Below are 19,970 nucleotides of genomic sequence, written 5' to 3'. Positions count from 1 at the left end.
GCCCCGCCTGCAGCGGGGCGCCCGGCCGGGGGGCCTTGCCCCCCGGACCCCCCTAACCCCTTGTCTTGTTTGTCATGCCTTGCATGACAGGGGGGCTTTGCCCCGCTCGCTGCGCTCGCCCCCCAAGGGTATTTTCGGACCAAAGAAGCCGGGGGTGGTCTGTTGCCGGGGCCCGGGACACCGGGCATGGACCGGTGCGCACCTGCGGTGGCGGGCGCGTCTCGGGTCAGTCCCGGCGCAGGCGCGGGGCGGGGCCGAGGGGGATCATGCCGAAGCGCATCTGGCCCCGGTCGATGGTCAGCGGAATGTCGAGCGTGTCGGGGCGCCCGGACAGGCCTGCGGCGAGGGACAGGGCGTCCTCGACGGCATCGGTGAAGCTGTCGGGCAGCATCCCCGCCGCGCGGGCGCGGTCGATGAGGCTGCGCCAGTTCACCGCGCGCAGCGTCATGGTGCCGTCGAGGCGGCCCGCATCGTCCACGGTGACGTGTCCGGCGGCGTGCAGTTCGAGCCCCTCGACCCGGTATTCGGCCCGGGCGAGGTCGATCGCGCGCGGCATCGGCGCAGGCCCGGCGAGGTCGGCCAGCCGCAGCGGCTCTGCGAAGCTCAGCAGGGCCTGAATCGCGACCGCCTCGAGCCTGCCGTCGGTGAGCGGGCCGTCGCGGCCTGCGACGCTTTCCACCTGGATGGCGAGGCGCTGGTCCGTCGGGCTTTCGGCCCGGTGCAGGCCGGCGGTCAGCCCGGCCAGCGCGAGTGCCGTCTCTGGCCCGGCGATGTTCAGCACCTCGGCCTCGGCATTGCTGCGCAGCAGCGCCCCGTCGGCGGGATCGTGGATCACCGAGGCGCGCAGGCCCTGGGAGGTCACCGTCACGGGGCCGTCGGGCGTCTGCCAGCGCTGTTCGTCGGCAAAGGCCAGGATGTGGTGGCCGGGCTGATAGGTCAGCCCGAGGATCTGCAGGAAGGGCGCCTGCCAGCCGAAGCCGGTTTCGGGGTTGCCCAGGCGCGGTTCCTCGATGGTCACGTCGAGGCGGCTGGGAAAGCCGCGCACGCGGATCGCGGCGTAGTCCGCCTGCCAGCCTTCTTCGGCGCGCGCCTCGAACCAGCCGCGCAGGTCGGCGCGGATCGCCGAGGCCTGCCAGAACCAGAAGCCCGCCCAGCCCAGGGCCGCCAGAAGACAAGCGCCGATCAGCCGTTTCATGCCCTGCGCCCCTTTCGCTGCCGCACGGTCTGGTGTTTACAGGCGGCACCCGGAAAGGACCAGCCATGACGCTTTGGGTGTTCGGATACGCCTCTCTCTTGTGGAACCCCGGCTTTGCCGTGGCCGAGGCCGTGCCCGCGCGGCTGCACGGCTTTCGCCGCAGTTTCTGCATGTACTCGATCCACCACCGGGGCACGGAGGCCCAGCCGGGCCTGGTGCTGGCGCTTGACCCGCACGAGGGCGAGCATTGCGACGGCCTTGCCCTGCGCGCCGAAGCCGGAACCGAGGCCGAGGCGCTGGCCTACCTGCGCGACCGCGAACTGGTTTCTTCTGCCTATCTGGAGCAAACCGTGCCGCTGGCGCTGAACGACCGGCGGCGGGTCGAGGCGGTGGCCTATGTGATCGACCCGCATCACGTGCAATATTGCGATCTGCCGCTGGAGGAACAGGCGCGGCTGATCGCGCGCGCCCACGGCGGGCGCGGGCCGAATACCGAATACCTCTACAACACCGCGCAGCACCTCGAAGAGATGGGCGTGCCGGATGCCGACCTGCGCTGGCTGGTGCGTGAGGTGCGCGCCCTGACCGCCCCGGGCTGAGCGCCGCGCGGGGGCTGTATCAAATTCGCGGCATCTGCCCGCTGGCGGGGCGGAGATCCGCATAACGCCTTGGCTCTGCGGTGCCAAACCCGTAGGGATGAGACAGCGAAACCACAGGACTAGGGACGCGATGGACCTGCCCGACCGCGAGGCCGCGCCGCATTTCAGCCAACCCGTGCGCCAGGTCGTCCTGATGCTGGCCGTGATCGGGCTGTCGGGTCTTGGCGCCTTCCTTGCCCTGCCCAGCGTGCTGCCGGTCTTTGAAGCGAACCCCTACCTGAACGGCTTCATCCTCTTCGTCTTCGCCCTGGGTGTGCTGGCCTGCTTCTGGCAGGTCGTGCAGCTGATCCATTCGGTCCGCTGGATCGAGCGCTTCACCGCCAAGGGCGATCAGGGCGTGCGGGCCGAGGCGCCGACCATGCTGGCGCCGCTGGCCGCCCTGCTGGGGCGGCGCCGCGACAAGCGGATGCAGATCAACACCACCTCGACCCGATCGATCCTCGATTCCGTCGCCACCCGCATCGACGAGGCGCGCGACGTCACGCGCTACATCGTCTCGCTGCTGATCTTCCTTGGCCTTCTGGGCACCTTCTACGGGCTGGCGACCACCGTCCCCGCGCTGGTCGAAACCATCCAGTCGCTGGCGCCGTCAGAGGGCGAAAGCGGCGTCGCGGTCTTCGGGCGCCTGATGACCGGGCTGGAAAGCCAGCTTGGCGGCATGGGCGTGGCCTTCGCCTCGTCGCTGCTGGGCCTTGCCTGTTCGCTGGTCGTGGGCCTTCTGGAGCTGTTCGCCGGTCACGGCCAGAACCGGTTTTACCGCGAGCTGGAGGAATGGCTGTCCTCGATCACCAAGCTGGGCTTTTCGTCCGACACCGAGGGGCCGGATCTTGGCGCGGCGGGCATCGTGCTGGACCAGATGGCCGAGCAGATGGAACGCCTGCAATCGCTGTTCGTCGAAAGCCAGCAGGGCCGGGCCGAGGTTGACGAACGGCTTGCCCAGCTGGCCGACAGCGTCGAGCGCCTGACCGAGCGGATCGAGGCGACCGCGCCCTCTGCCGCCTCTCTGGCGCGGATCGCGGACGGGCAGGAAAACCTTGCCGATGCCATCCGCGAGAAGGAATCGACCGAGGGGCTGGATGCGGAAAGCCGCATGCGCCTGCGGTCCATCGATGTGCAGATGCTGCGCATCCTCGAGGAAATCAGCGCCGGCCGGCAGGAAAGCATGGCCGAACTGCGCACCGACATCGCGGCGCTGACGCGCGCGCTGGGGGTCACCCGGAACACGCGTCCCCGCGGAGAGGGGTAGGCCATGGCCCTGTCCCGACGCACCGGCGCGCGCTTTCAGGCCAATATCTGGCCGGGCTTCGTCGATGCGATGACGGGGCTGCTGCTGGTCCTGACCTTCGTGCTGTCGATCTTCATGGTGATCCAGTTCGTCCTGAACGAGACGATCTCGGGGCAGGAAACCGAGCTGAATTCCCTGTCGGACGAGCTGGCCGCTCTGGCAGAGGCGCTGGGCGTGCAGGAACGGCGCAATACCGCGCTGAACTCGGAACTGGGCAGCCTGCAATCGACGCTGGACGACCGCGACACGCGGCTGACCGAGGCCGAAAGCCTGATCGCCGCGCTGACCGCGACGCGCGACCGGCAGGCGGCGGAACTGGATGCGGCCTCGGCGCGGATCGACGACTTCGAGGCCCGCGTGGCGGCCCTGCTGGTGGAACGCGACAGCGCGCAGGCCGACCTTGCCGATGCCGCCGCCGCCCACGATGCGCTGGCCGCCGAGCGCGACTCGCTGAATGCCGCGTTGGCGCAGGCACAGGGGGAAATCGACGCGCAGGAAGAGGCCGCGGCCCTTGCCGCCGCGCGCCGCAAGGCGCTGGATGCGCTGGTTGCCGACCTGCGCGCCCGGAACGCCGACCGCGAGGCCCGCATCGGGGCGTTGAGTGCAGAGGTCGATGACCTTCAGGCCGACCTGACCGAGGAGGAAGCGCAGCGGCTGGCCGAGGCCGAGGCCGCCAAGGCCCTGCGCGCAAGGCTTCAGGACGCGAATGCCGAACTGACCGCCATGACCATGGCGCTGGAGGAAGAGCGGGCGCGGGCGGAAGAGACGCTGACCCTGCTGGCCGCCGCCCGCGAGGCCGAGGACGACCTGAACGCGCAGCTGGCCGCCGCGCTTCTGGCGGGCCAGCAGGAGGGCACCGCCCTGCAATCGCGCATCGACGCGCTGGAGGCAGAGCTGGCCCAGGCCCGCCGTGCCGAGGCCGAGGCCAATGCCCGGCTGGCGGATACGCTGGAGGAGGGCGAGGCCGAGGCGCAGGATCTTCAGACGCAACTGGACGGGGCGACCGCCCGGATCATCACGCTGGAGGCCACACTGGCCGATGCCCGCTCCGAAGGGGCGGTGGCGGATGAGCGGATGTCGGACCTGCGCTCGGAACTGGAAGCGGCCCGCGCCGGACAGCGCGCCGTCGAGGCCGAGCTTGCCGCCGAGACCCGCGCGCGCGCGGCGTCAGAGCGCGATCTGGCCGCCCTGCGCACCGATGCGGAGGCACGCGAAACCCGGCTGACCGACCTTTCGGCGCAACTGGCGCAGGCCCTGGCGCGGATCGCCGAGGCAGAGGCGCTGGAGACCGAACTGGAGGCCTTGCGCGCCCGCAACGCGGCGCTTGTCACCCGCCTGTCGAACGCCGAGGGACAGGCCGCTGACCGCGCCACCCTGCTGGACGACCTGAGGGCAGAGCGCGACCGGCTGGACAGCCAGTTGGGCGTGGTGCGCGGCGCGCTGGCCGATGCCCGCGCCGAGGCCGAGACCGCGCAGGACCGGATCGCGGGGCTGAGCGCGCAGCTTTCCGCGGGTGACGACCGCGAGGGTGCGCAAAGCGACCGCATAGAGGCGCTGCGCGGCGAGGCGGCCCGTCTGCGCGCGCAGCTCGACGCCACGCAGAAGCGGGCCGAGGATCGCGGCGCGCGGATCGAACGGCTGCAGGCGCAGAACGACGCGCTGTCGGCCGATCTTGCCCGCATGGGGGGCGCCGAGGCGGAACAGGAGGCGGTGAAGTCCGCGCTGGAGGCCTCGCGCATGCGGCTGGCCGAGCTGCAGGAAGAGGTCGACGGCCTGCGCGATCGCGACGCGCGGCGCGACGGGCTGGTGGCCGACCTGCGCCAGCGCCTGGCCGAGGCCGAGGCCCGCGCCAGCGCCAATGCCGACGACAGCCGGTCATTGGAGGAACAGCTTGCCTCGGCCCTTGCGGCGCGGCTGGCCGCCGAAACCGATGCCCAGACCGTGCGCGACGACCTGACCGCCGCGCTGGCCGCGCAGAAGGCGGCAGAGGTCGCCGCCGAAGACCGGCTGGAGCGCGCCGAGGCGCGGCAGGTGTTGCTGGCAGAGGCGCGCGAGAAGCTGGCGCAATCCTCCGAACGCGCGACCAAGGCGGAGTTGCAGGTCGAGGCGCTGAACCAGAACGTGTCGGAACTGCGCCGCCAGCTTGGCCAGTTGCAGGCGCTTCTGGACGATGCGCAGGCCCGCGACGCGGCGGCCAAGGTGCGGCTGGAGAACCTCGGGTCGGAACTGAACGCGGCCATTGCCCGCGTCGCACAGGAAGAGCGCCGCCGCCGCCAGCTGGAAGAGGAACGTGCCCGGCGGCTGGAAGAGGAAAAGCGCGACCTCGAACGCTATCGCTCGGAGTTCTTCGGGCGGCTGCGCGAGGTGGTGGGCGACCGCGAGGGCCTGCAGATCCAGGGCGACCGCTTCGTGTTCTCCTCCGAGGTGCTGTTTGAGCAGGGCTCTGCCGACCTGTCCGCGGCGGGGCGGCGCGAGATTGCCAAGGTGGCGAATATCCTGCGTGCCATCGCCTCTGACATCCCCGAGGGCATTGACTGGGTGATCCGGGTGGACGGCCATACCGACGACCTTCCCCTGCGCCCCGGTGGCGATTTCCAGGACAACTGGGAGCTGTCGCAGGCGCGCGCCCTGTCGGTGGTGCGCGACATGATCGACAGCTACCGCATCGACCCGCGTCGGCTGGCGGCGAACGGCTTTGGCCAGTGGCAGCCGGTGGCCGAGGGCAGCAGTGCTGCGGCCCGCGCCCAGAACCGCAGGATCGAGTTGAAGCTGACAGAACGCTGACAGAACGCGGACCGGCCTGGGTTCTTGCCTGCCGGCGGGCAGGGCAGGGCGGCGGCGTGAGCACGGCAGGGCAGGGCGCAGGGGCCCCTGTTTTCGCGGACCTCTGCGGGCAGCGTGACAGCGGTCGCCGCAAAGGAAGTCGCCGCAAAGGAAAAGGGGCGCCCCGGAAGGCGCCCCTTTCTGAAAAGGTCGGGATCAGTCCGCCGTCAGCAGCGGCGGCTTCTTCGAGCTGAGGCGCGGGTTGTCCGGCCCTTCGAGGTTCAGCACCAGCTCGCCGTCCTTGACGGCGACCTTGACGACGCCGCCCTTGGTCAGCTTGCCGAAGAGCAGTTCCTCTGCCAGCGGCTTCTTGATGTTTTCCTGGATCACGCGGCCCAGCGGACGCGCGCCCATCTTCTCGTCGTAGCCGCGTTCCGCCAGCCATTCCGCCGCCGGTTTGGTCAGCTCGATGGTCACGTTGCGATCCATCAGCTGCGCTTCGAGTTGCAGCACGAACTTCTCGACCACCTGCAGGATCGTGTCCTTGGGCAGCGGCTGGAAGCTGATCACCGCGTCCAGGCGGTTGCGGAATTCCGGCGTGAAGGTCCGCTCGATGGCGGCGGTATCCTCGCCCTCGCGGCGGTCGCGACCGAAGCCGATGGCGGCCTTGGCCATGTCGGCGGCGCCCGCGTTCGAGGTCATGATCAGGATCACGTTGCGGAAATCCACGGACCGCCCGTTGTGGTCGGTCAGCGTGCCGTGGTCCATCACCTGCAACAGGATGTTGAACACGTCCGGGTGCGCCTTCTCGATCTCGTCGAGCAGGAGCACGCAGTGCGGATGCTGGTCCACGCCATCGGTCAGCTGGCCGCCCTGGTCGAAACCGACATAGCCCGGAGGCGCACCGATCAGGCGGCTGACGGCGTGCTTCTCCATGTACTCGGACATGTCGAAGCGCAGCAGTTCAACCCCCAGGGTGGAGGCCAGCTGCTTGGCCACCTCGGTCTTGCCGACGCCGGTCGGACCCGCAAACAGGTAGTTGCCGATGGGCTTCTCGGGCTCGCGCAGACCGGCGCGGGCCAGCTTGATCGCGCTGGACAGGGCGGTGATCGCCGGATCCTGCCCGAAGACCACGCGCTTCAGCGTGACCTCGAGATCCTTCAGCACCTCTGCGTCGTCCTTGGACACGTTCTTCGGCGGAATGCGGGCGATCTTGGCCACGACGGCCTCGATCTCCTTGGTGCCGATGGTCTTGCGGCGCTTGCTTTCGACAACCAGATGCTGGGCCGCACCGGCCTCGTCGATGACGTCGATGGCCTTGTCCGGCAGCTTGCGGTCGTTGATGTAGCGCGCCGAAAGCTCCACCGCGGTCTTCACCGCCTCGGCGGTGTATTTCACGCCGTGGTGATCCTCGAAATAGGGCTTCAGGCCCTTGAGGATCTTGATCGTGTCCTCGACCGTCGGCTCGTTCACGTCGATCTTCTGGAAACGGCGCGACAGGGCGCGGTCCTTCTCGAAGTGCTGGCGGAACTCCTTGTAGGTGGTCGAGCCCATGGTGCGCAGCTTGCCGCCCTGAAGCGCGGGCTTCAGCAGGTTCGACGCATCCATGGCGCCGCCAGAGGTCGCGCCGGCGCCGATCACGGTGTGGATCTCGTCGATGAAGAGCACCGCGTCGGGGTGTTCCTCAAGCTCTGTCACCACGGCCTTCAGCCGCTCTTCGAAGTCGCCGCGGTAGCGGGTGCCGGCCAGCAGCGCGCCCATGTCGAGCGAGTAGATCGTGGTCTGCGACAGCACCTCGGGCACCTCGCCGGTGACGATCTTGCGGGCCAGCCCCTCGGCGATGGCGGTCTTGCCGACGCCCGGGTCGCCCACCAGAAGCGGGTTGTTCTTGCGGCGGCGGCACAGCACCTGGATGCAGCGCTCGACCTCGAGCGCGCGGCCGATCAACGGATCGACCTCGCCCTTCTCCGCCTTCGCGTTCAGATCCACGCAGTACTTGCCCAGGGCCGATTCCTTGTCGCTGCCGGGGGCCGCGGCCTCTGCCGGTTGCGCGTCTTCCTCCGCGTCGGTCGAGCCCTGCACCGGGCGCGCCTCGCCATAGGCGGGGTTCTTGGCCACGCCGTGGGCGATGAAGTTCACCGCGTCGTAGCGGGTCATGTCCTGTTCCTGAAGGAAGTAGGCGGCGTTCGACTCGCGCTCGGCGAACATGGCGACCAGCACATTGGCGCCCGTCACCTCGGTCCGGCCAGAGGACTGCACGTGGATCGCGGCGCGCTGGATGACGCGCTGGAAGGCGGCGGTGGGCACCGCCTCTGACCCTTCGATGTCGGTCACGAGGTTGGACAGGTCTTCGTCGATGAAATCGACGAGGGTGCCGCGCAACTCTTCGGTGTCGACGGAACAGGCCTTCATCACCCGGGCGGCGTCCGGTTCGTCGATCAGCGCCAGAAGCAGGTGTTCCAGCGTTGCGAATTCGTGGCTGCGCGAGTTGGCCAGCGCCAGCGCAGAGTGAATGGCCTGCTCAAGAGTGTTCGAAAATGACGGCACGGGAGTGCTCCTCTTGTCTGCGCTGTTCCCTGAGGATCAGCATTGCCTCATAGGGTTAAGGTTTGGTCGATTAGGGCCAGTCTTCAAGTTTTTTCTGGAATGACCCACATCACAAATCACCAAAGCACCGCAACCTGCCGTGAGGTTGGTCAGAAGTTGTCCTTCCTTTTCCGGATTTCGGCAAACACCTGAACGTCGCTGGCATCGGGCATGCCGACGGCGGCTTTGACGTCCGGATGACCGGCGCGCAGGAAGGGGTTCGTGTCAAGTTCAAGGGACAGTGGAACCTGGGCGGTTGGCTCGCCCTTGGCGCGGGCCTTCGCGATCGCCTCTGCACGAGAGATAAGCGCATTGTTGCCGGGTTCAATGGTCAACGCGAAGGCCGCGTTCGAGGTGGTGTATTCGTGGCCCGAGTAGACCATGGTCTCGGGCGGCAGGGCGGCCAGCTTGGACAGGCTGTCCCACATCATTTCGGGCGTGCCCTCGAACAGCCGACCGCAGCCCAAAGCCATCAGGCTGTCGGCGGTAAAGACCGCCTTGGCGCGCGGAAAATGGAAGGCCATGTGCCCCAGCGTATGGCCGGGCACGTGCAGCGGCTCGGTGTAGCCCACACCCTCGCCGCCGTTCATGCCTTCCTCCAGCGCCATGTCCAGCGGCGGCAGCTTGTGTTCTTCGGCGCGCGGACCCATGACCTTGCAGCCGTATCTGGCGCGCAACTCCTCGACGCCCTGGACGTGGTCGGGGTGGTGGTGGGTGATCAGGATCGTGCCCAGCGACCAGCCGCGCCGGTCCAGCGCGTCGATGATCGGACCGGCCTCGGGGGCGTCGATCAGGCAGACACCGTCCGGGCCCTTGGCGATATAGGCGTAGTTGTCCGACAGACAGGGGACGGTGACGATCTCGAGGGCCATGGCATTTCCTTCAAGGCTTTGACAGGATGCGGCCAGACTGACGCATCCACCGGGAGACAGCAATGCATCTGGATGTGCAGGTGTTGCGCGATTTCTATTACCGCAGCGCGCTGGGGCGCGCCGCGCAGAAAATCGTGCGCGATCAGCTAGAGACCTTCTGGCCGGTGGCAAAGGGGCACACGGTGGTGGGCTACGGTTTTGCCACGCCGCTGCTGCGCCCCTACCTGACGGAATCGCGCCGGGTGATCGGGCTGATGCCCGCGCCGCAGGGGGTCATGTCCTGGCCCGCCGGTCTGCCGAACGTGTCGGTGCTCTGCGAGGAAACGCTTTGGCCGCTGGAAACCGGGCATGTGGACCGGCTGGTGGTGATGCACGGGCTGGAGACCTCGGAGCGGCCCTCGGAGCTTCTGGACGAGGCTTACCGCGTGCTGGGTCCGGGCGGCGAGGCGGTCTTTGTCGTGCCCAACCGCACCGGCCTGTGGGCGCGGGCCGACTGGACGCCCTTCGGCTACGGCAGGCCCTATTCGCTGGGCCAGCTCGAAGCGCAGCTGAAGCGCCACGACTTCGTGCCCGAAGCGCAGGTTTCGGTGCTGTTCCAGCCGCCCTCTACCCGGCGGTTCTGGATGAAGACCGGCCCGGTCTGGGAGAAGGTGGGCCGCGCGATCCCGGCGGTCATGGCGGGCGGCGTGATGATGGTGCTGGCCTCCAAGAAGCATCCGCCGACGCGGCGCGGTGTCGGACGGGCCGCCCGCGTCCTGAACCCGCTGGACGTGCTGACCCCGAAGCCCACCGCCGGCCGCGCCAAGCCGGTCTGACCGCCGAAACGGCGCGAAAACCGGCGTTCCGGGGGCCGCGCGGGCGATCCCGTGCAGGGGCCGGATCGACCCGCCCGGGGGCAAATCGGGCCGCCTTCGGCCCGCCGCGGACAGGGGAATCGCGGAAAGCTGCGGAAAAGTGACATTTTTCATGCCTTTACTTTGGGCGCAGATGGTCGCACCCGCCGCAACCCCCTGAAAATCGGACGTTTACCGCCAACGGTATTTGTTCTTGAAGATGTTGCGAGGTTCGGGAGGCTCTGCTACATCCGCCGCGATCCATAAGCCTTGGCACCAATCAAGGTCAGCACATGCCCTCGGACGCCCGGCAGCATCGCCCCGCGTCACGGGGGCCGCATATCGGAAGGGTGGACGTGTCTGAATCAGCATCGATTTCCTCTGGCATAGCCGAACGCTATGCCACTGCCGTCTTCGAGATCGTGAAAGAAAATAACGAGCTTGCCGCGCTCGAGTCCAATCTCGACGATCTTTCTGCCGCAATCGCCGACAGCCCCGAGCTGCGCGATCTGCTGGCCAACCCCGCTTACTCGCGCGCCGAGCAGCAGGCCGCCATCACCGCCGTCGCGGAGAAGATGGGCCTGACCACCGTGCTGCGGAACACGCTGGGCCTGATGGCATCCAAGCGCCGCCTCTTCGTGGTGCCGCATATGGTGACGCGCCTGCGCGCCATGATTGCCGACGCCAAGGGCGAAGTGACCGCGGAGGTGACCTCGGCGACCGAGCTGAGCGCCGCGCAGCGCCAGCAGCTGGCCGACACCATCAAGTCCAAGTTCGGCAAGGACGTGAAGATCAATACGACCGTCGATGAAAGCCTCATCGGCGGTCTTGTCGTCAAGGTGGGCTCGAAGATGATCGACACCTCGATCCGCTCGAAGCTCAACTCCCTCCAGAATGCAATGAAAGAGGTCGGATAAATGGGTATCCAAGCAGCGGAAATCTCCGCGATCCTGAAGGACCAGATCAAGAACTTCGGCGAGGAAGCCGAAGTCGCCGAGATCGGTCGCGTGCTCTCGGTGGGTGACGGCATCGCCCGCGTCCACGGCCTCGACAACATCCAGGCGGGTGAAATGGTCGAGTTCCCGGGTGGCATCATGGGGATGGCGCTGAACCTCGAGACCGACAACGTCGGTATCGTGATCTTCGGCTCCGACCGGGACATCAAGGAAGGCGACACCGTCAAGCGCACGAACTCGATCGTGGACGTTCCCGCGGGCCCCGGCCTGCTGGGTCGCGTCGTCGACGGTCTGGGCAACCCGCTGGACGGCAAGGGCCCGATCCAGTTCGAAGAGCGCCGCATCGCCGACGTCAAGGCACCGGGCATCATCCCGCGTAAATCCGTGCACGAGCCCATGGCGACCGGCCTGAAGGCCGTCGACGCCATGATCCCGGTTGGCCGCGGCCAGCGCGAGCTGATCATCGGTGACCGTCAGACCGGCAAGACCGCGCTGGCGCTGGACACCATCCTGAACCAGAAGTCCTACAACGATGCCGCCGGCGACGACGAAAGCAAGAAGCTGTTCTGCGTCTATGTCGCCATCGGCCAGAAGCGCTCGACCGTGGCGCAGCTGGTGAAGAAGCTCGAAGAAACCGGCGCCATCGAATACTCGATCGTCGTGGCGGCAACCGCCTCGGACCCGGCCCCCATGCAGTTCCTGGCGCCCTACGCCGCGACCGCCATGGCCGAGTACTTCCGCGACAACGGCAAGCACGCGCTGATCATCTACGATGACCTGTCCAAGCAGGCCGTGTCCTACCGCCAGATGTCCCTGCTGCTGCGCCGCCCGCCGGGCCGCGAAGCCTACCCGGGCGACGTTTTCTACCTTCACTCGCGCCTGCTGGAGCGTTCGGCCAAGCTGAACGAGGACAACGGTGCGGGCTCGCTGACGGCCCTGCCGATCATCGAAACGCAGGGCGGCGACGTGTCGGCCTTCATTCCGACCAACGTGATCTCGATCACCGACGGCCAGATCTTCCTTGAAACCGAACTGTTCTACCAGGGCATCCGCCCCGCCGTGAACACCGGTCTGTCGGTTTCGCGCGTGGGCTCCTCGGCCCAGACCAAGGCGATGTCCTCGGTTGCCGGTCCGGTGAAACTGTCGCTCGCCCAGTACCGCGAGATGGCGGCCTTCGCCCAGTTCGGTTCGGACCTCGACGCCGCCACCCAGCGCCTGCTGGCCCGTGGTTCGCGCCTGACCGAGCTGATGAAGCAGCCGCAGTACTCGCCGCTGACCAACGCCGAGATCGTCGTGGTCATCTTCGCGGGCACCAACGGCTTCCTCGACAAGCTGCCGCTGTCGGACGTGAAGCGCTTCGAATCCGAACTGCTGAGCTTCATGCACACCAACAAGTCCGACATCATGGACTGGATCACCAACGAAGATCCCAAGATCAAGGGTGACGCAGCCGACAAGCTCAAGGCAGCCATCGACGAATTCGCCAAGAACTTCGCGTAAGAGGGGGGAAACATGCCCAACCTCAAGGACCTGAAAAACAGGATCGCGTCGGTCAAGTCGACCCGCAAGATCACCAAGGCCATGCAGATGGTCGCGGCCGCAAAACTGCGCCGCGCCCAGGATGCGGCCGAAGCGGCCCGCCCCTACGCGGAACGCTTCAACGGTGTGATGGCGTCGCTTGCCGCCTCGGTCGGAGACAGCGCGTCGGCGCCCCGCCTTCTGGCGGGGACCGGCAAGGACGACGTGCACCTGCTGGTGGTCATGACCGCCGAACGCGGGCTGTGCGGCGGCTTCAACTCGAACATCGTGAAACTGGCCCGCGCGCGCATTGCCAAGCTGAAAGGCGAAGGCAAGACGGTGAAGATCCTCACCGTCGGCAAGAAGGGCCGCGAGCAGCTGAAGCGGGACAACGGCGACCTCTTCGTGGGTCACGTCGACCTGTCCGAGGTCAAGCGTCTGGGCTACAACAACGCGCAGGACATCGCGCGCGACGTGCTGGGCCGCTTCGATGCCGGTGAGTTCGACGTGGCGACGATCTTCTTCGCCAAGTTCAACTCGGTCATCAGCCAGGACCCGACGGCCCTGCAGATCGTGCCCGCCGCCTACGAGTCGACCGGTTCCGAGGAAGAGGGCGCATCGACGCTCTACGACTACGAACCCGACGAAGAGGCGATCCTCGCGGACCTGCTGCCGCGCGGAGTGGCAACGCAGATCTTTGCGGCTCTGCTGGAAAACGCGGCGTCCGAGCAGGGCGCGCGGATGTCCGCCATGGACAACGCGACCCGCAACGCCGGCGACATGATCGACAAGCTGACGATCGAGTACAACCGTTCGCGTCAGGCCGTCATCACCAACGAGCTGATCGAAATCATTTCGGGCGCCGAGGCGCTCTAAGGAACCGGAGACGAAACCCATGACAGCACAAGGCAAGATCACCCAGGTGATTGGCGCCGTGGTCGACGTGCAGTTCGACGACCACCTGCCGGAAATCCTCAACGCGCTGAACACCGAGAACAACGGCAAGAAGCTGGTGCTCGAAGTCGCTCAGCACCTCGGCGAGAACACCGTCCGCACCATCGCCATGGACGCGACCGAAGGTCTGGTCCGCGGTCAGGAAGTGGTCGACACCGGCGCGCCGATCTCGGTGCCGGTCGGCAACGCCACGCTGGGCCGCATTCTCAACGTCATCGGCGAGCCGGTGGACGAGGGTGAGCCGATCAGCGCGGACGAGTACCGCCCGATCCACGCACCTGCCCCCGCCTTCCAGGAGCAGTCGACCGAGTCCGAGATCCTCGTGACCGGCATCAAGGTCGTCGACCTGCTGGCCCCCTACTCGAAGGGCGGCAAGATCGGCCTCTTCGGCGGTGCCGGCGTGGGCAAGACCGTTCTCATCATGGAACTGATCAACAACATCGCAAAGGTGCACTCGGGCTTCTCCGTGTTCGCCGGTGTTGGTGAACGGACCCGTGAAGGCAACGACCTCTACCACGAGATGATTGAATCCAACGTCATCAAGCCCGACAACCTGGCGGAGAGCCAGGTGGCGCTTGTTTACGGTCAGATGAACGAGCCTCCGGGTGCGCGTGCCCGTGTCGCCCTGACCGGCCTGACGCTGGCCGAACAGTTCCGCGACCAGTCCGGCACCGACGTTCTGTTCTTCGTGGACAACATCTTCCGCTTCACGCAGGCCGGTTCCGAGGTGTCCGCACTTCTGGGCCGTATCCCTTCGGCGGTGGGCTACCAGCCGACGCTGGCCACCGACATGGGCGCGATGCAGGAACGCATCACCTCGACGAAGAACGGCTCGATCACCTCGATCCAGGCCGTCTACGTTCCTGCGGACGACCTGACCGACCCGGCGCCTGCCACGACCTTCGCCCACCTCGACGCCACGACCGTTCTGTCGCGTGCGATTTCGGAACTGGGCATCTACCCGGCCGTGGACCCGCTGGACTCGTCCTCGCGTCTCATGGACCCGCAGATCGTCGGTGAAGAGCACTATCAGGTGGCGCGTGACGTGCAGGGGATCCTGCAGCGCTACAAGTCGCTTCAGGACATCATCGCCATCCTCGGGATGGACGAACTGTCCGAAGAGGACAAGCTGACCGTGGCCCGTGCCCGCAAGATCCAGCGCTTCCTGTCGCAGCCCTTCGACGTGGCAAAGGTCTTCACCGGCTCGGACGGCGTTCAGGTCCCGCTGGAAGACACGATCTCGTCGTTCAAGGCTGTTGTGGCCGGTGAATACGACCACCTCCCCGAGGCGGCCTTCTACATGGTCGGCGGCATCGAGGAAGTGAAGGCCAAGGCCGAGAAGCTGGCCGCCGAAGCCGCGTAAACCCGGGCAGCGGGGTGGGTCACGGACCCGTCCCGCGCCTGCCATCCCGTGCGGGGCGGGCCTGACCCGCCGCGCACGACCAAGGAGTTCACATGGCAGATACGATGCAATTCGACCTCGTCTCGCCCGAGCGCAAGCTGCTCTCGGCGCAGGTCAAATCGGTGCAGATCCCCGGAGCGGCTGGCGACATGACCGCCATGCCGAACCACGCGCCGACGATCACCACGCTGCGTCCGGGCATCCTGACCGTGGAGACCGAAAACGGCACCGAAGAGTTCGTCGTGACCGGCGGTTTCGCCGAAATCGGCGACTCGCTTTCGGTTCTCGCCGAACGCGCCCTGCCGCGTGGCGACGTGGATCAGGCCACCTACGAGTCCATGGTGGACGAGGCCCACGCCGCCTACGAGAAGACCAAAGAGGCCTTCCCGAACGAGCCGGGCCCCGTCGACGAAGCGGTGAAGCTGCTGATGGACATGGTTGCCGTCGGCACGCACATCGGTCTGGATCCGAAACAGCCGTCGATCTGACGGCCCGCCGGACCAAAAGACTTTCTGAAAGCCCCGCCCCTTCGGCGGGGCTTTCGCGTTCCGGGCGGGCGTGTCCGGCTTGGTCCCCGCTGGAACGCGCCGGGGAACGCCCACCGGGGCGGCCGGCAGGCGCGCGGTTTCCCTGCGGGGCAAAACGCCCCGCGCGGCAGCGGCCCTTCGCCGCTCTTGCCAACTTTGCCGGCATAACCCATTTCATCCATAGGCGTCCCGCGTTACCACGGACGCACCCCCCTGAATCGGCCTTCTGACGCAAGGATTGCGCCCTTGGACCTCACTGCCCTTCTGCGTGAACTCGTGACGTTGTTCGTGGTCATCGACCCGATCGGCTCTTTGCCGGTGTTCTATTTCGCCACCGCCTCGGTCCCGGCGGCGCTGCACTGGAAGTTCGCCCTGCGCGCGGTGATCGTCGCGTGGATCGTGCTCATGGCCTTCCTGGTCGGGGGGCAGATCCTGCTGGAAGGGCTTGGCCTGCGCTTCGGGTCGTTCCAGATCGCGGGCGGGGTGATCCTGTTCCTCTTCGCGCTGACCATGATCTTCGGCGATAGTAAGCCCGAGCGCGAGATGGCAGAGGCGGAACGCGATCACCTTTCGGGCGCGGTCTTCCCGCTGGCGATGCCCTCGATCGCCTCGCCCGGTGCCATGCTGGCCATCGTGGTGCTGACCGACAACCACCGCCATTCCGTATCCGAGCAACTGGTCACGGCGGGCCTGCTGACGCTGGTGCTGGTCCTGACGCTGCTGCTGCTGCTGGCCGCCGCGCCGCTGAAGCGCGTGCTGGGCAATACCGGCGCGGGCGTTGTCAGCCGGGTCATGGGCATCATCCTGGCCACCGTCGCGGTCGACGCCATTCTCGGCGGCCTGAACGCGGTGGGCGTGCTGTCGGTCGACGGCAGCAGCGGGCCGCTGTAGCCACCGGGCCTGAGCCGAAGCACGATATGGCTTCCGGTGCCATGGCCTGGGCCCGCTGCTTTAAGGGCTGCACGCGCGGGTTGCATGGGCTATAGGCAGGAAAACGGCCAAGAGGGGCAGATGCGGAAATTCACGGGTGCGCTGATCGGGGTCGCACAGGGCAACGAGGAACTCTTCTCGGATTTTGCCTCTGGCGGCGAGATGTGGACCGGCTCGGGCGCCCGGGAACGGCGCAAGGCGATCCGCTTTGCAGAGCCCTTCCGCACACCGCCCGCCGTGCAGGTCGCGCTGTCGCTGTGGGACATGGATCAGGGCGCCAACGTGCGCGCCGATATCGCCGCCGAGAACGTCACCACAACCGGCTTCGACCTTGCCTTCCGCACCTGGTCCGACACCCGCGTCGCCCGGGTGCGCATGAACTGGCTGGCCATCGGGGAGGTCGCGTCAGAGGACGATTGGACGCTCTACTAGAGCATCTCAGGTCTGGCGTGCCGTTTCTTCGACTGGAAATGGCCCGGGAATGCTCGGGGGGCCGGGTCTGCGCGCCGCCCGGTGGACCCGAAGCCCCTTAAGCCGCCGCCCGCGCGTCGCGGTCACAGGTCCCAGCCATCGTTCTGCAAGACCACGCGCCAGCCTTCGGGGTCTTCGAAGGTCGCGCCCTGCCGGTCCCAATATGGGTTGAGCGCGGCGACCGGCGCAAAGCCCGCCGCCCGCATCCGCGCCACGGCGGCCTGCCATTCGGCCCCATCGGGCAGGTACAGCACCAGCAGGTTGTCGCGGCTTGGCGCGCGTGGGGCAGGGTGCTCCGAGCGGGTGAACTCCAGGTGCCAGGGCGCCTTTGCATGCCCCAGCATCAGTCCGTCAAAGCCGTCGTGCCCTGTGAAGCGCGTCAGCACCTCCAGCCCCAGCCCTTCGACGTAGAAGGGCAGCAGCGCGTCCAGATCCGCCGACGGGCGGGCGACGCGCAGCCTGGGTGTCACAGGATGCCTTCGTAGATCGGGCCCAGCGTTTCCGTCTCGAAGAGGGAAGACACGGAGGTGCCGTTCCAGATGTTCAGGATCGACTGCGCGAACATCGGCGCGGTCGGCAGCACGCGGATGTTCGGCGCGTCCGAGACTGGCCCGGTGGGCTGGATCGAATCGGTCAGCACCAACGTCTTGAGCACCGATTTCGTGATCCGCTCGACCGCAGGGCCCGACATGACCCCGTGCGAGATATAGGCATGCACCTCGGTCGCGCCGTGGTCCATGATGACCTCTGCCGCCTTGCAGAGCGTGCCCGCCGTGTCGCACATGTCGTCGACGATGATGCAGCGCTTGCCGGTCACATCGCCGATCACCGTCATCTCGGCCACTTCGCCCGGCTTCTCGCGGCGCTTGTCGACGATGGCCAGCGGCGCGTTGATCCGCTTGGCCAGTTCACGGGCGCGGGCCACGCCGCCCACGTCGGGCGAGATCACCAGCACGTCCGACAGGTCGTCGAACTGCTTCTGCACGTCCAGCGCGAAGATCGGCGAGGCGTATAGGTTGTCGACCGGGATATCGAAGAAGCCCTGGATCTGCGCCGCATGCAGGTCCAGCGTCAGTACCCGCTCGATCCCGGCGGTGACCATCATGTTGGCCACCAGCTTTGCGGAAATCGGGGTGCGCGCCTTGGTGCGGCGGTCCTGCCGGGCATAGCCGAAGTAGGGGATCACCGCGGTGATCCGCGCCGCCGAGGACCGGCGCAGCGCGTCGGCCATGATCAGCAGTTCCATCAGGTTGTCGTTGGCGGGGTTCGAGGTCGGCTGGATGATGAACATGTCCTCGCCGCGCACGTTCTCGTAGACCTCGACGAAGATCTCGCTGTCGTTGAACCGCTCGACCCGGGCGTCCACCAGACCCACGGACATGCCACGATACAGCGACATCCGCCGCGCGATGGCCTGGGCAAGCGGCTTGTTGGCATTGCCGGAAATCAGCTTCGGTTCGATGACGGTGGGCATAGGAGGGGCTCCGGTGAGTGACGGATTCGTGACGTTGCAGCCCCGTTAGCATGGCCTTAACGTGCAGACCAGCAACACAGCAGGACGCGCGACAGATGGCCCATATCGACTATTATTTCGCGACCCTGTCGCCGTTCACCTATTTTGCGGGCACCGGTCTGGAAGAGATCGCCGCCCGCCACGGCGCCACGGTCACCTACAAGCCGCTGGATATCCTCGGGCTCTTCTCGCGGACCGGCGGCACGCCCCCGGCGCAGCGCCACCCCTCGCGGATGGACTATCGTGCGCAGGAACTGACCCGGCTGGCGAAGAAGACTGGGATGCCGTTCAATCTGAAGCCCGCCTTCTGGCCCTTCAACGCCGCGCCCTCGTCCTACGCGGTGATCGCGGCGCAACAGGCGGGCGGCGGCGACATGGGCGCTCTGGTGCATGGCATCCTGCGCGCCTGCTGGGCAGAGGAAAAGGACGCCGCCGACGATGCGGTGATCCGCGCCTGCCTCGCCAGTGCCGGCTTCGATCCGTCGCTGGCCGACAGCGGCCTTCTGCTGGGCGCCGAGACCTACGCCCGCAACCTCGAAGAGGCGGTCGAGCGCGGCGTCTTCGGCGCGCCCTTCTACATCACTGACAGGGACCAGCGGTTCTGGGGGCAGGACCGGCTGGCGGATCTCGACGCGCATCTCTCCGGGGATCTCTGAATGCCGCGTGACGAGGCGGCCCTGCCGCCGATCTTCCACCGCAGCTTCGACGGCGGTGCGGCGCGGGTTCTGGCCCTGCATTGCGGACTCGGGCAGTCCGGCATGTGGAAAGCCGTGGCGGCAGAGCTGGCGCCGCTGGCGACCCTCATCGCCCCGGACCTGCCGGGCCATGGCCGCAGCGGCGCCTTCCCGGAAGGCCGCGATGTGCATGATGTCGCCACGCAGGCCCTGCGGCCTTTTCTGGCGCCTGGCATGCATCTCGTCGGGCACAGCTTCGGCGCCACCGTTGCCCTGCGCCTCGCGCTCGAGGCGCCGGAACCGCCCGCCTCGCTCACCCTGATAGAGCCTGTCTTCTTCGCCGCGGCCCGGGGCCACCCGCTGCACGACAGTCACCGGGCGCAGGAACAGGCCTTCCTCGATACCTTCGCAAGCGGTGACATGATCGAAGCGGCCCGCTGCTTCAACCACCTCTGGGGCGGCGGGATGCCCTGGTACAGCTTCCCCGAGAAGGCGCGGCAGGACATGGCCGCGCGCATGCCCTTTGTCGCCGCGACAGAGCCCAGCCTCTGGCAGGACAGCCAGGCCATGCTCGCGCCCGGGCGGCTCGAAGCCCTCAACTGCCCGGTCGCCCTGATCCGCGGCGCCGGGACCGTTCCCGTCATCGCCGCGATCCACGCGGGCCTCGCCTCCCGCCTGCCAAGGGCCCGCGATATCACGATCCCCGGCGCCGGCCATATGGTGCCCCTGACCCACCCGAAAGACGTGGCCGCCGCGATCTCCGGCATAGCGGGGTTTTCCTGACCGGTCCCTGACCGGCCCGGGACCGGCCTGCGCCGGGAACGCCGCCGAG

General features: G+C 67.5%; 18 protein-coding genes. 13 read left to right on the top strand and 5 right to left on the bottom strand.

The features are described from left to right. Positions 1–226 precede the first annotated feature (226 nt). Complete coding sequence (locus ACN5KJ_RS13815; protein ID WP_418594647.1) at positions 227–1,195, bottom strand: DUF2125 domain-containing protein; 969 nt, start codon at positions 1,193–1,195, stop codon at positions 227–229. A gap of 65 nt (positions 1,196–1,260) precedes the next feature. Between ACN5KJ_RS13815 and ACN5KJ_RS13810 the strand changes: the two genes are divergently transcribed. The 3 genes from ACN5KJ_RS13810 to ACN5KJ_RS13800 all read left to right on the top strand — a co-directional run bounded on the left by ACN5KJ_RS13810 (position 1,261) and on the right by ACN5KJ_RS13800 (position 5,923). Next, positions 1,261–1,794, top strand: coding sequence for a gamma-glutamylcyclotransferase (locus ACN5KJ_RS13810; protein WP_418594645.1), 534 nt, complete (start codon positions 1,261–1,263; stop codon positions 1,792–1,794). A gap of 130 nt (positions 1,795–1,924) precedes the next feature. After that, positions 1,925–3,100 (top strand): biopolymer transporter ExbB, encoded by a 1,176-nt coding sequence (locus ACN5KJ_RS13805; RefSeq protein ID WP_418594665.1) that lies wholly within the window; start codon positions 1,925–1,927, stop codon positions 3,098–3,100. A gap of 3 nt (positions 3,101–3,103) precedes the next feature. After that, complete coding sequence (locus tag ACN5KJ_RS13800) at positions 3,104–5,923, top strand: peptidoglycan -binding protein (protein WP_418594643.1); 2,820 nt, start codon at positions 3,104–3,106, stop codon at positions 5,921–5,923. A gap of 195 nt (positions 5,924–6,118) precedes the next feature. On the opposite strand, the gene clpA is transcribed toward ACN5KJ_RS13800, so the two are convergent. Together clpA and gloB are read right to left on the bottom strand one after the other, a co-directional pair. Beyond that, positions 6,119–8,449 (bottom strand): ATP-dependent Clp protease ATP-binding subunit ClpA, encoded by a 2,331-nt coding sequence (clpA, locus tag ACN5KJ_RS13795; RefSeq protein WP_418594642.1) that lies wholly within the window; start codon positions 8,447–8,449, stop codon positions 6,119–6,121. Positions 8,450–8,598: 149 nt separating this feature from the next. Further along, positions 8,599–9,360 (bottom strand): hydroxyacylglutathione hydrolase, encoded by a 762-nt coding sequence (gene gloB / locus ACN5KJ_RS13790; RefSeq protein WP_347166534.1) that lies wholly within the window; start codon positions 9,358–9,360, stop codon positions 8,599–8,601. Between the two features lie 62 nt (positions 9,361–9,422). Between gloB and ACN5KJ_RS13785 the strand changes: the two genes are divergently transcribed. The 8 genes from ACN5KJ_RS13785 to ACN5KJ_RS13750 all read left to right on the top strand — a co-directional run bounded on the left by ACN5KJ_RS13785 (position 9,423) and on the right by ACN5KJ_RS13750 (position 16,912). Further along, entirely contained in the window at positions 9,423–10,175 is a 753-nt protein-coding gene (locus ACN5KJ_RS13785; protein ID WP_347166535.1) for a class I SAM-dependent methyltransferase, read from the top strand. Positions 10,176–10,543: 368 nt separating this feature from the next. Further along, positions 10,544–11,110 (top strand): F0F1 ATP synthase subunit delta, encoded by a 567-nt coding sequence (locus ACN5KJ_RS13780; RefSeq protein ID WP_347167996.1) that lies wholly within the window; start codon positions 10,544–10,546, stop codon positions 11,108–11,110. Beyond that, the gene (atpA, locus tag ACN5KJ_RS13775; protein WP_418594640.1) at positions 11,111–12,649 is read left to right on the top strand and encodes a F0F1 ATP synthase subunit alpha; all 1,539 of its coding nucleotides are present in this window, start codon (positions 11,111–11,113) and stop codon (positions 12,647–12,649) included. It begins immediately after the preceding gene. Between the two features lie 12 nt (positions 12,650–12,661). Further along, positions 12,662–13,543: a F0F1 ATP synthase subunit gamma gene (locus tag ACN5KJ_RS13770; RefSeq protein WP_206563085.1), complete on the top strand. Its 882-nt coding sequence runs from the start codon at positions 12,662–12,664 to the stop codon at positions 13,541–13,543. Between the two features lie 19 nt (positions 13,544–13,562). Next, positions 13,563–14,984 (top strand): F0F1 ATP synthase subunit beta, encoded by a 1,422-nt coding sequence (gene atpD / locus ACN5KJ_RS13765; RefSeq protein ID WP_206563086.1) that lies wholly within the window; start codon positions 13,563–13,565, stop codon positions 14,982–14,984. A gap of 92 nt (positions 14,985–15,076) precedes the next feature. Beyond that, entirely contained in the window at positions 15,077–15,511 is a 435-nt protein-coding gene (locus ACN5KJ_RS13760; RefSeq protein WP_347166537.1) for a F0F1 ATP synthase subunit epsilon, read from the top strand. Between the two features lie 285 nt (positions 15,512–15,796). Beyond that, a complete protein-coding gene (locus ACN5KJ_RS13755; RefSeq protein ID WP_347166538.1) occupies positions 15,797–16,441 on the top strand; it encodes a MarC family protein in 645 nt (214 codons plus the stop codon). Between the two features lie 120 nt (positions 16,442–16,561). Next, complete coding sequence (locus ACN5KJ_RS13750) at positions 16,562–16,912, top strand: H-type lectin domain-containing protein (protein WP_347166539.1); 351 nt, start codon at positions 16,562–16,564, stop codon at positions 16,910–16,912. A gap of 122 nt (positions 16,913–17,034) precedes the next feature. On the opposite strand, the gene ACN5KJ_RS13745 is transcribed toward ACN5KJ_RS13750, so the two are convergent. Together ACN5KJ_RS13745 and ACN5KJ_RS13740 are read right to left on the bottom strand one after the other, a co-directional pair. Then, complete coding sequence (locus tag ACN5KJ_RS13745) at positions 17,035–17,421, bottom strand: VOC family protein (protein ID WP_418594637.1); 387 nt, start codon at positions 17,419–17,421, stop codon at positions 17,035–17,037. Beyond that, complete coding sequence (locus tag ACN5KJ_RS13740; RefSeq protein ID WP_347166541.1) at positions 17,418–18,425, bottom strand: ribose-phosphate pyrophosphokinase; 1,008 nt, start codon at positions 18,423–18,425, stop codon at positions 17,418–17,420. Before ACN5KJ_RS13740 ends, ACN5KJ_RS13745 begins: the two co-directional genes overlap by 4 nt. A 95-nt stretch (positions 18,426–18,520) precedes the next feature. Here ACN5KJ_RS13740 and ACN5KJ_RS13735 point away from each other — a divergent pair, with 95 nt between their 5' ends. Both ACN5KJ_RS13735 and ACN5KJ_RS13730 read left to right on the top strand, forming a co-directional pair. Next, positions 18,521–19,120 carry a 2-hydroxychromene-2-carboxylate isomerase gene (locus ACN5KJ_RS13735; protein ID WP_418594635.1) on the top strand — a complete coding sequence of 200 codons (600 nt, stop codon included), beginning with the start codon at positions 18,521–18,523 and terminating at the stop codon, positions 19,118–19,120. Further along, positions 19,121–19,921, top strand: a complete 801-nt coding sequence (locus tag ACN5KJ_RS13730; RefSeq protein ID WP_418594633.1) for an alpha/beta fold hydrolase — start codon at positions 19,121–19,123, stop codon at positions 19,919–19,921. Positions 19,922–19,970: the final 49 nt, after the last annotated feature.

It is taken from the genome of Ponticoccus sp. (in: a-proteobacteria) (genome assembly GCF_048381735.1).
Note: the sequence above shows the minus strand (reverse complement) of the source record. Positions and strands in the feature narration are given on the sequence as shown.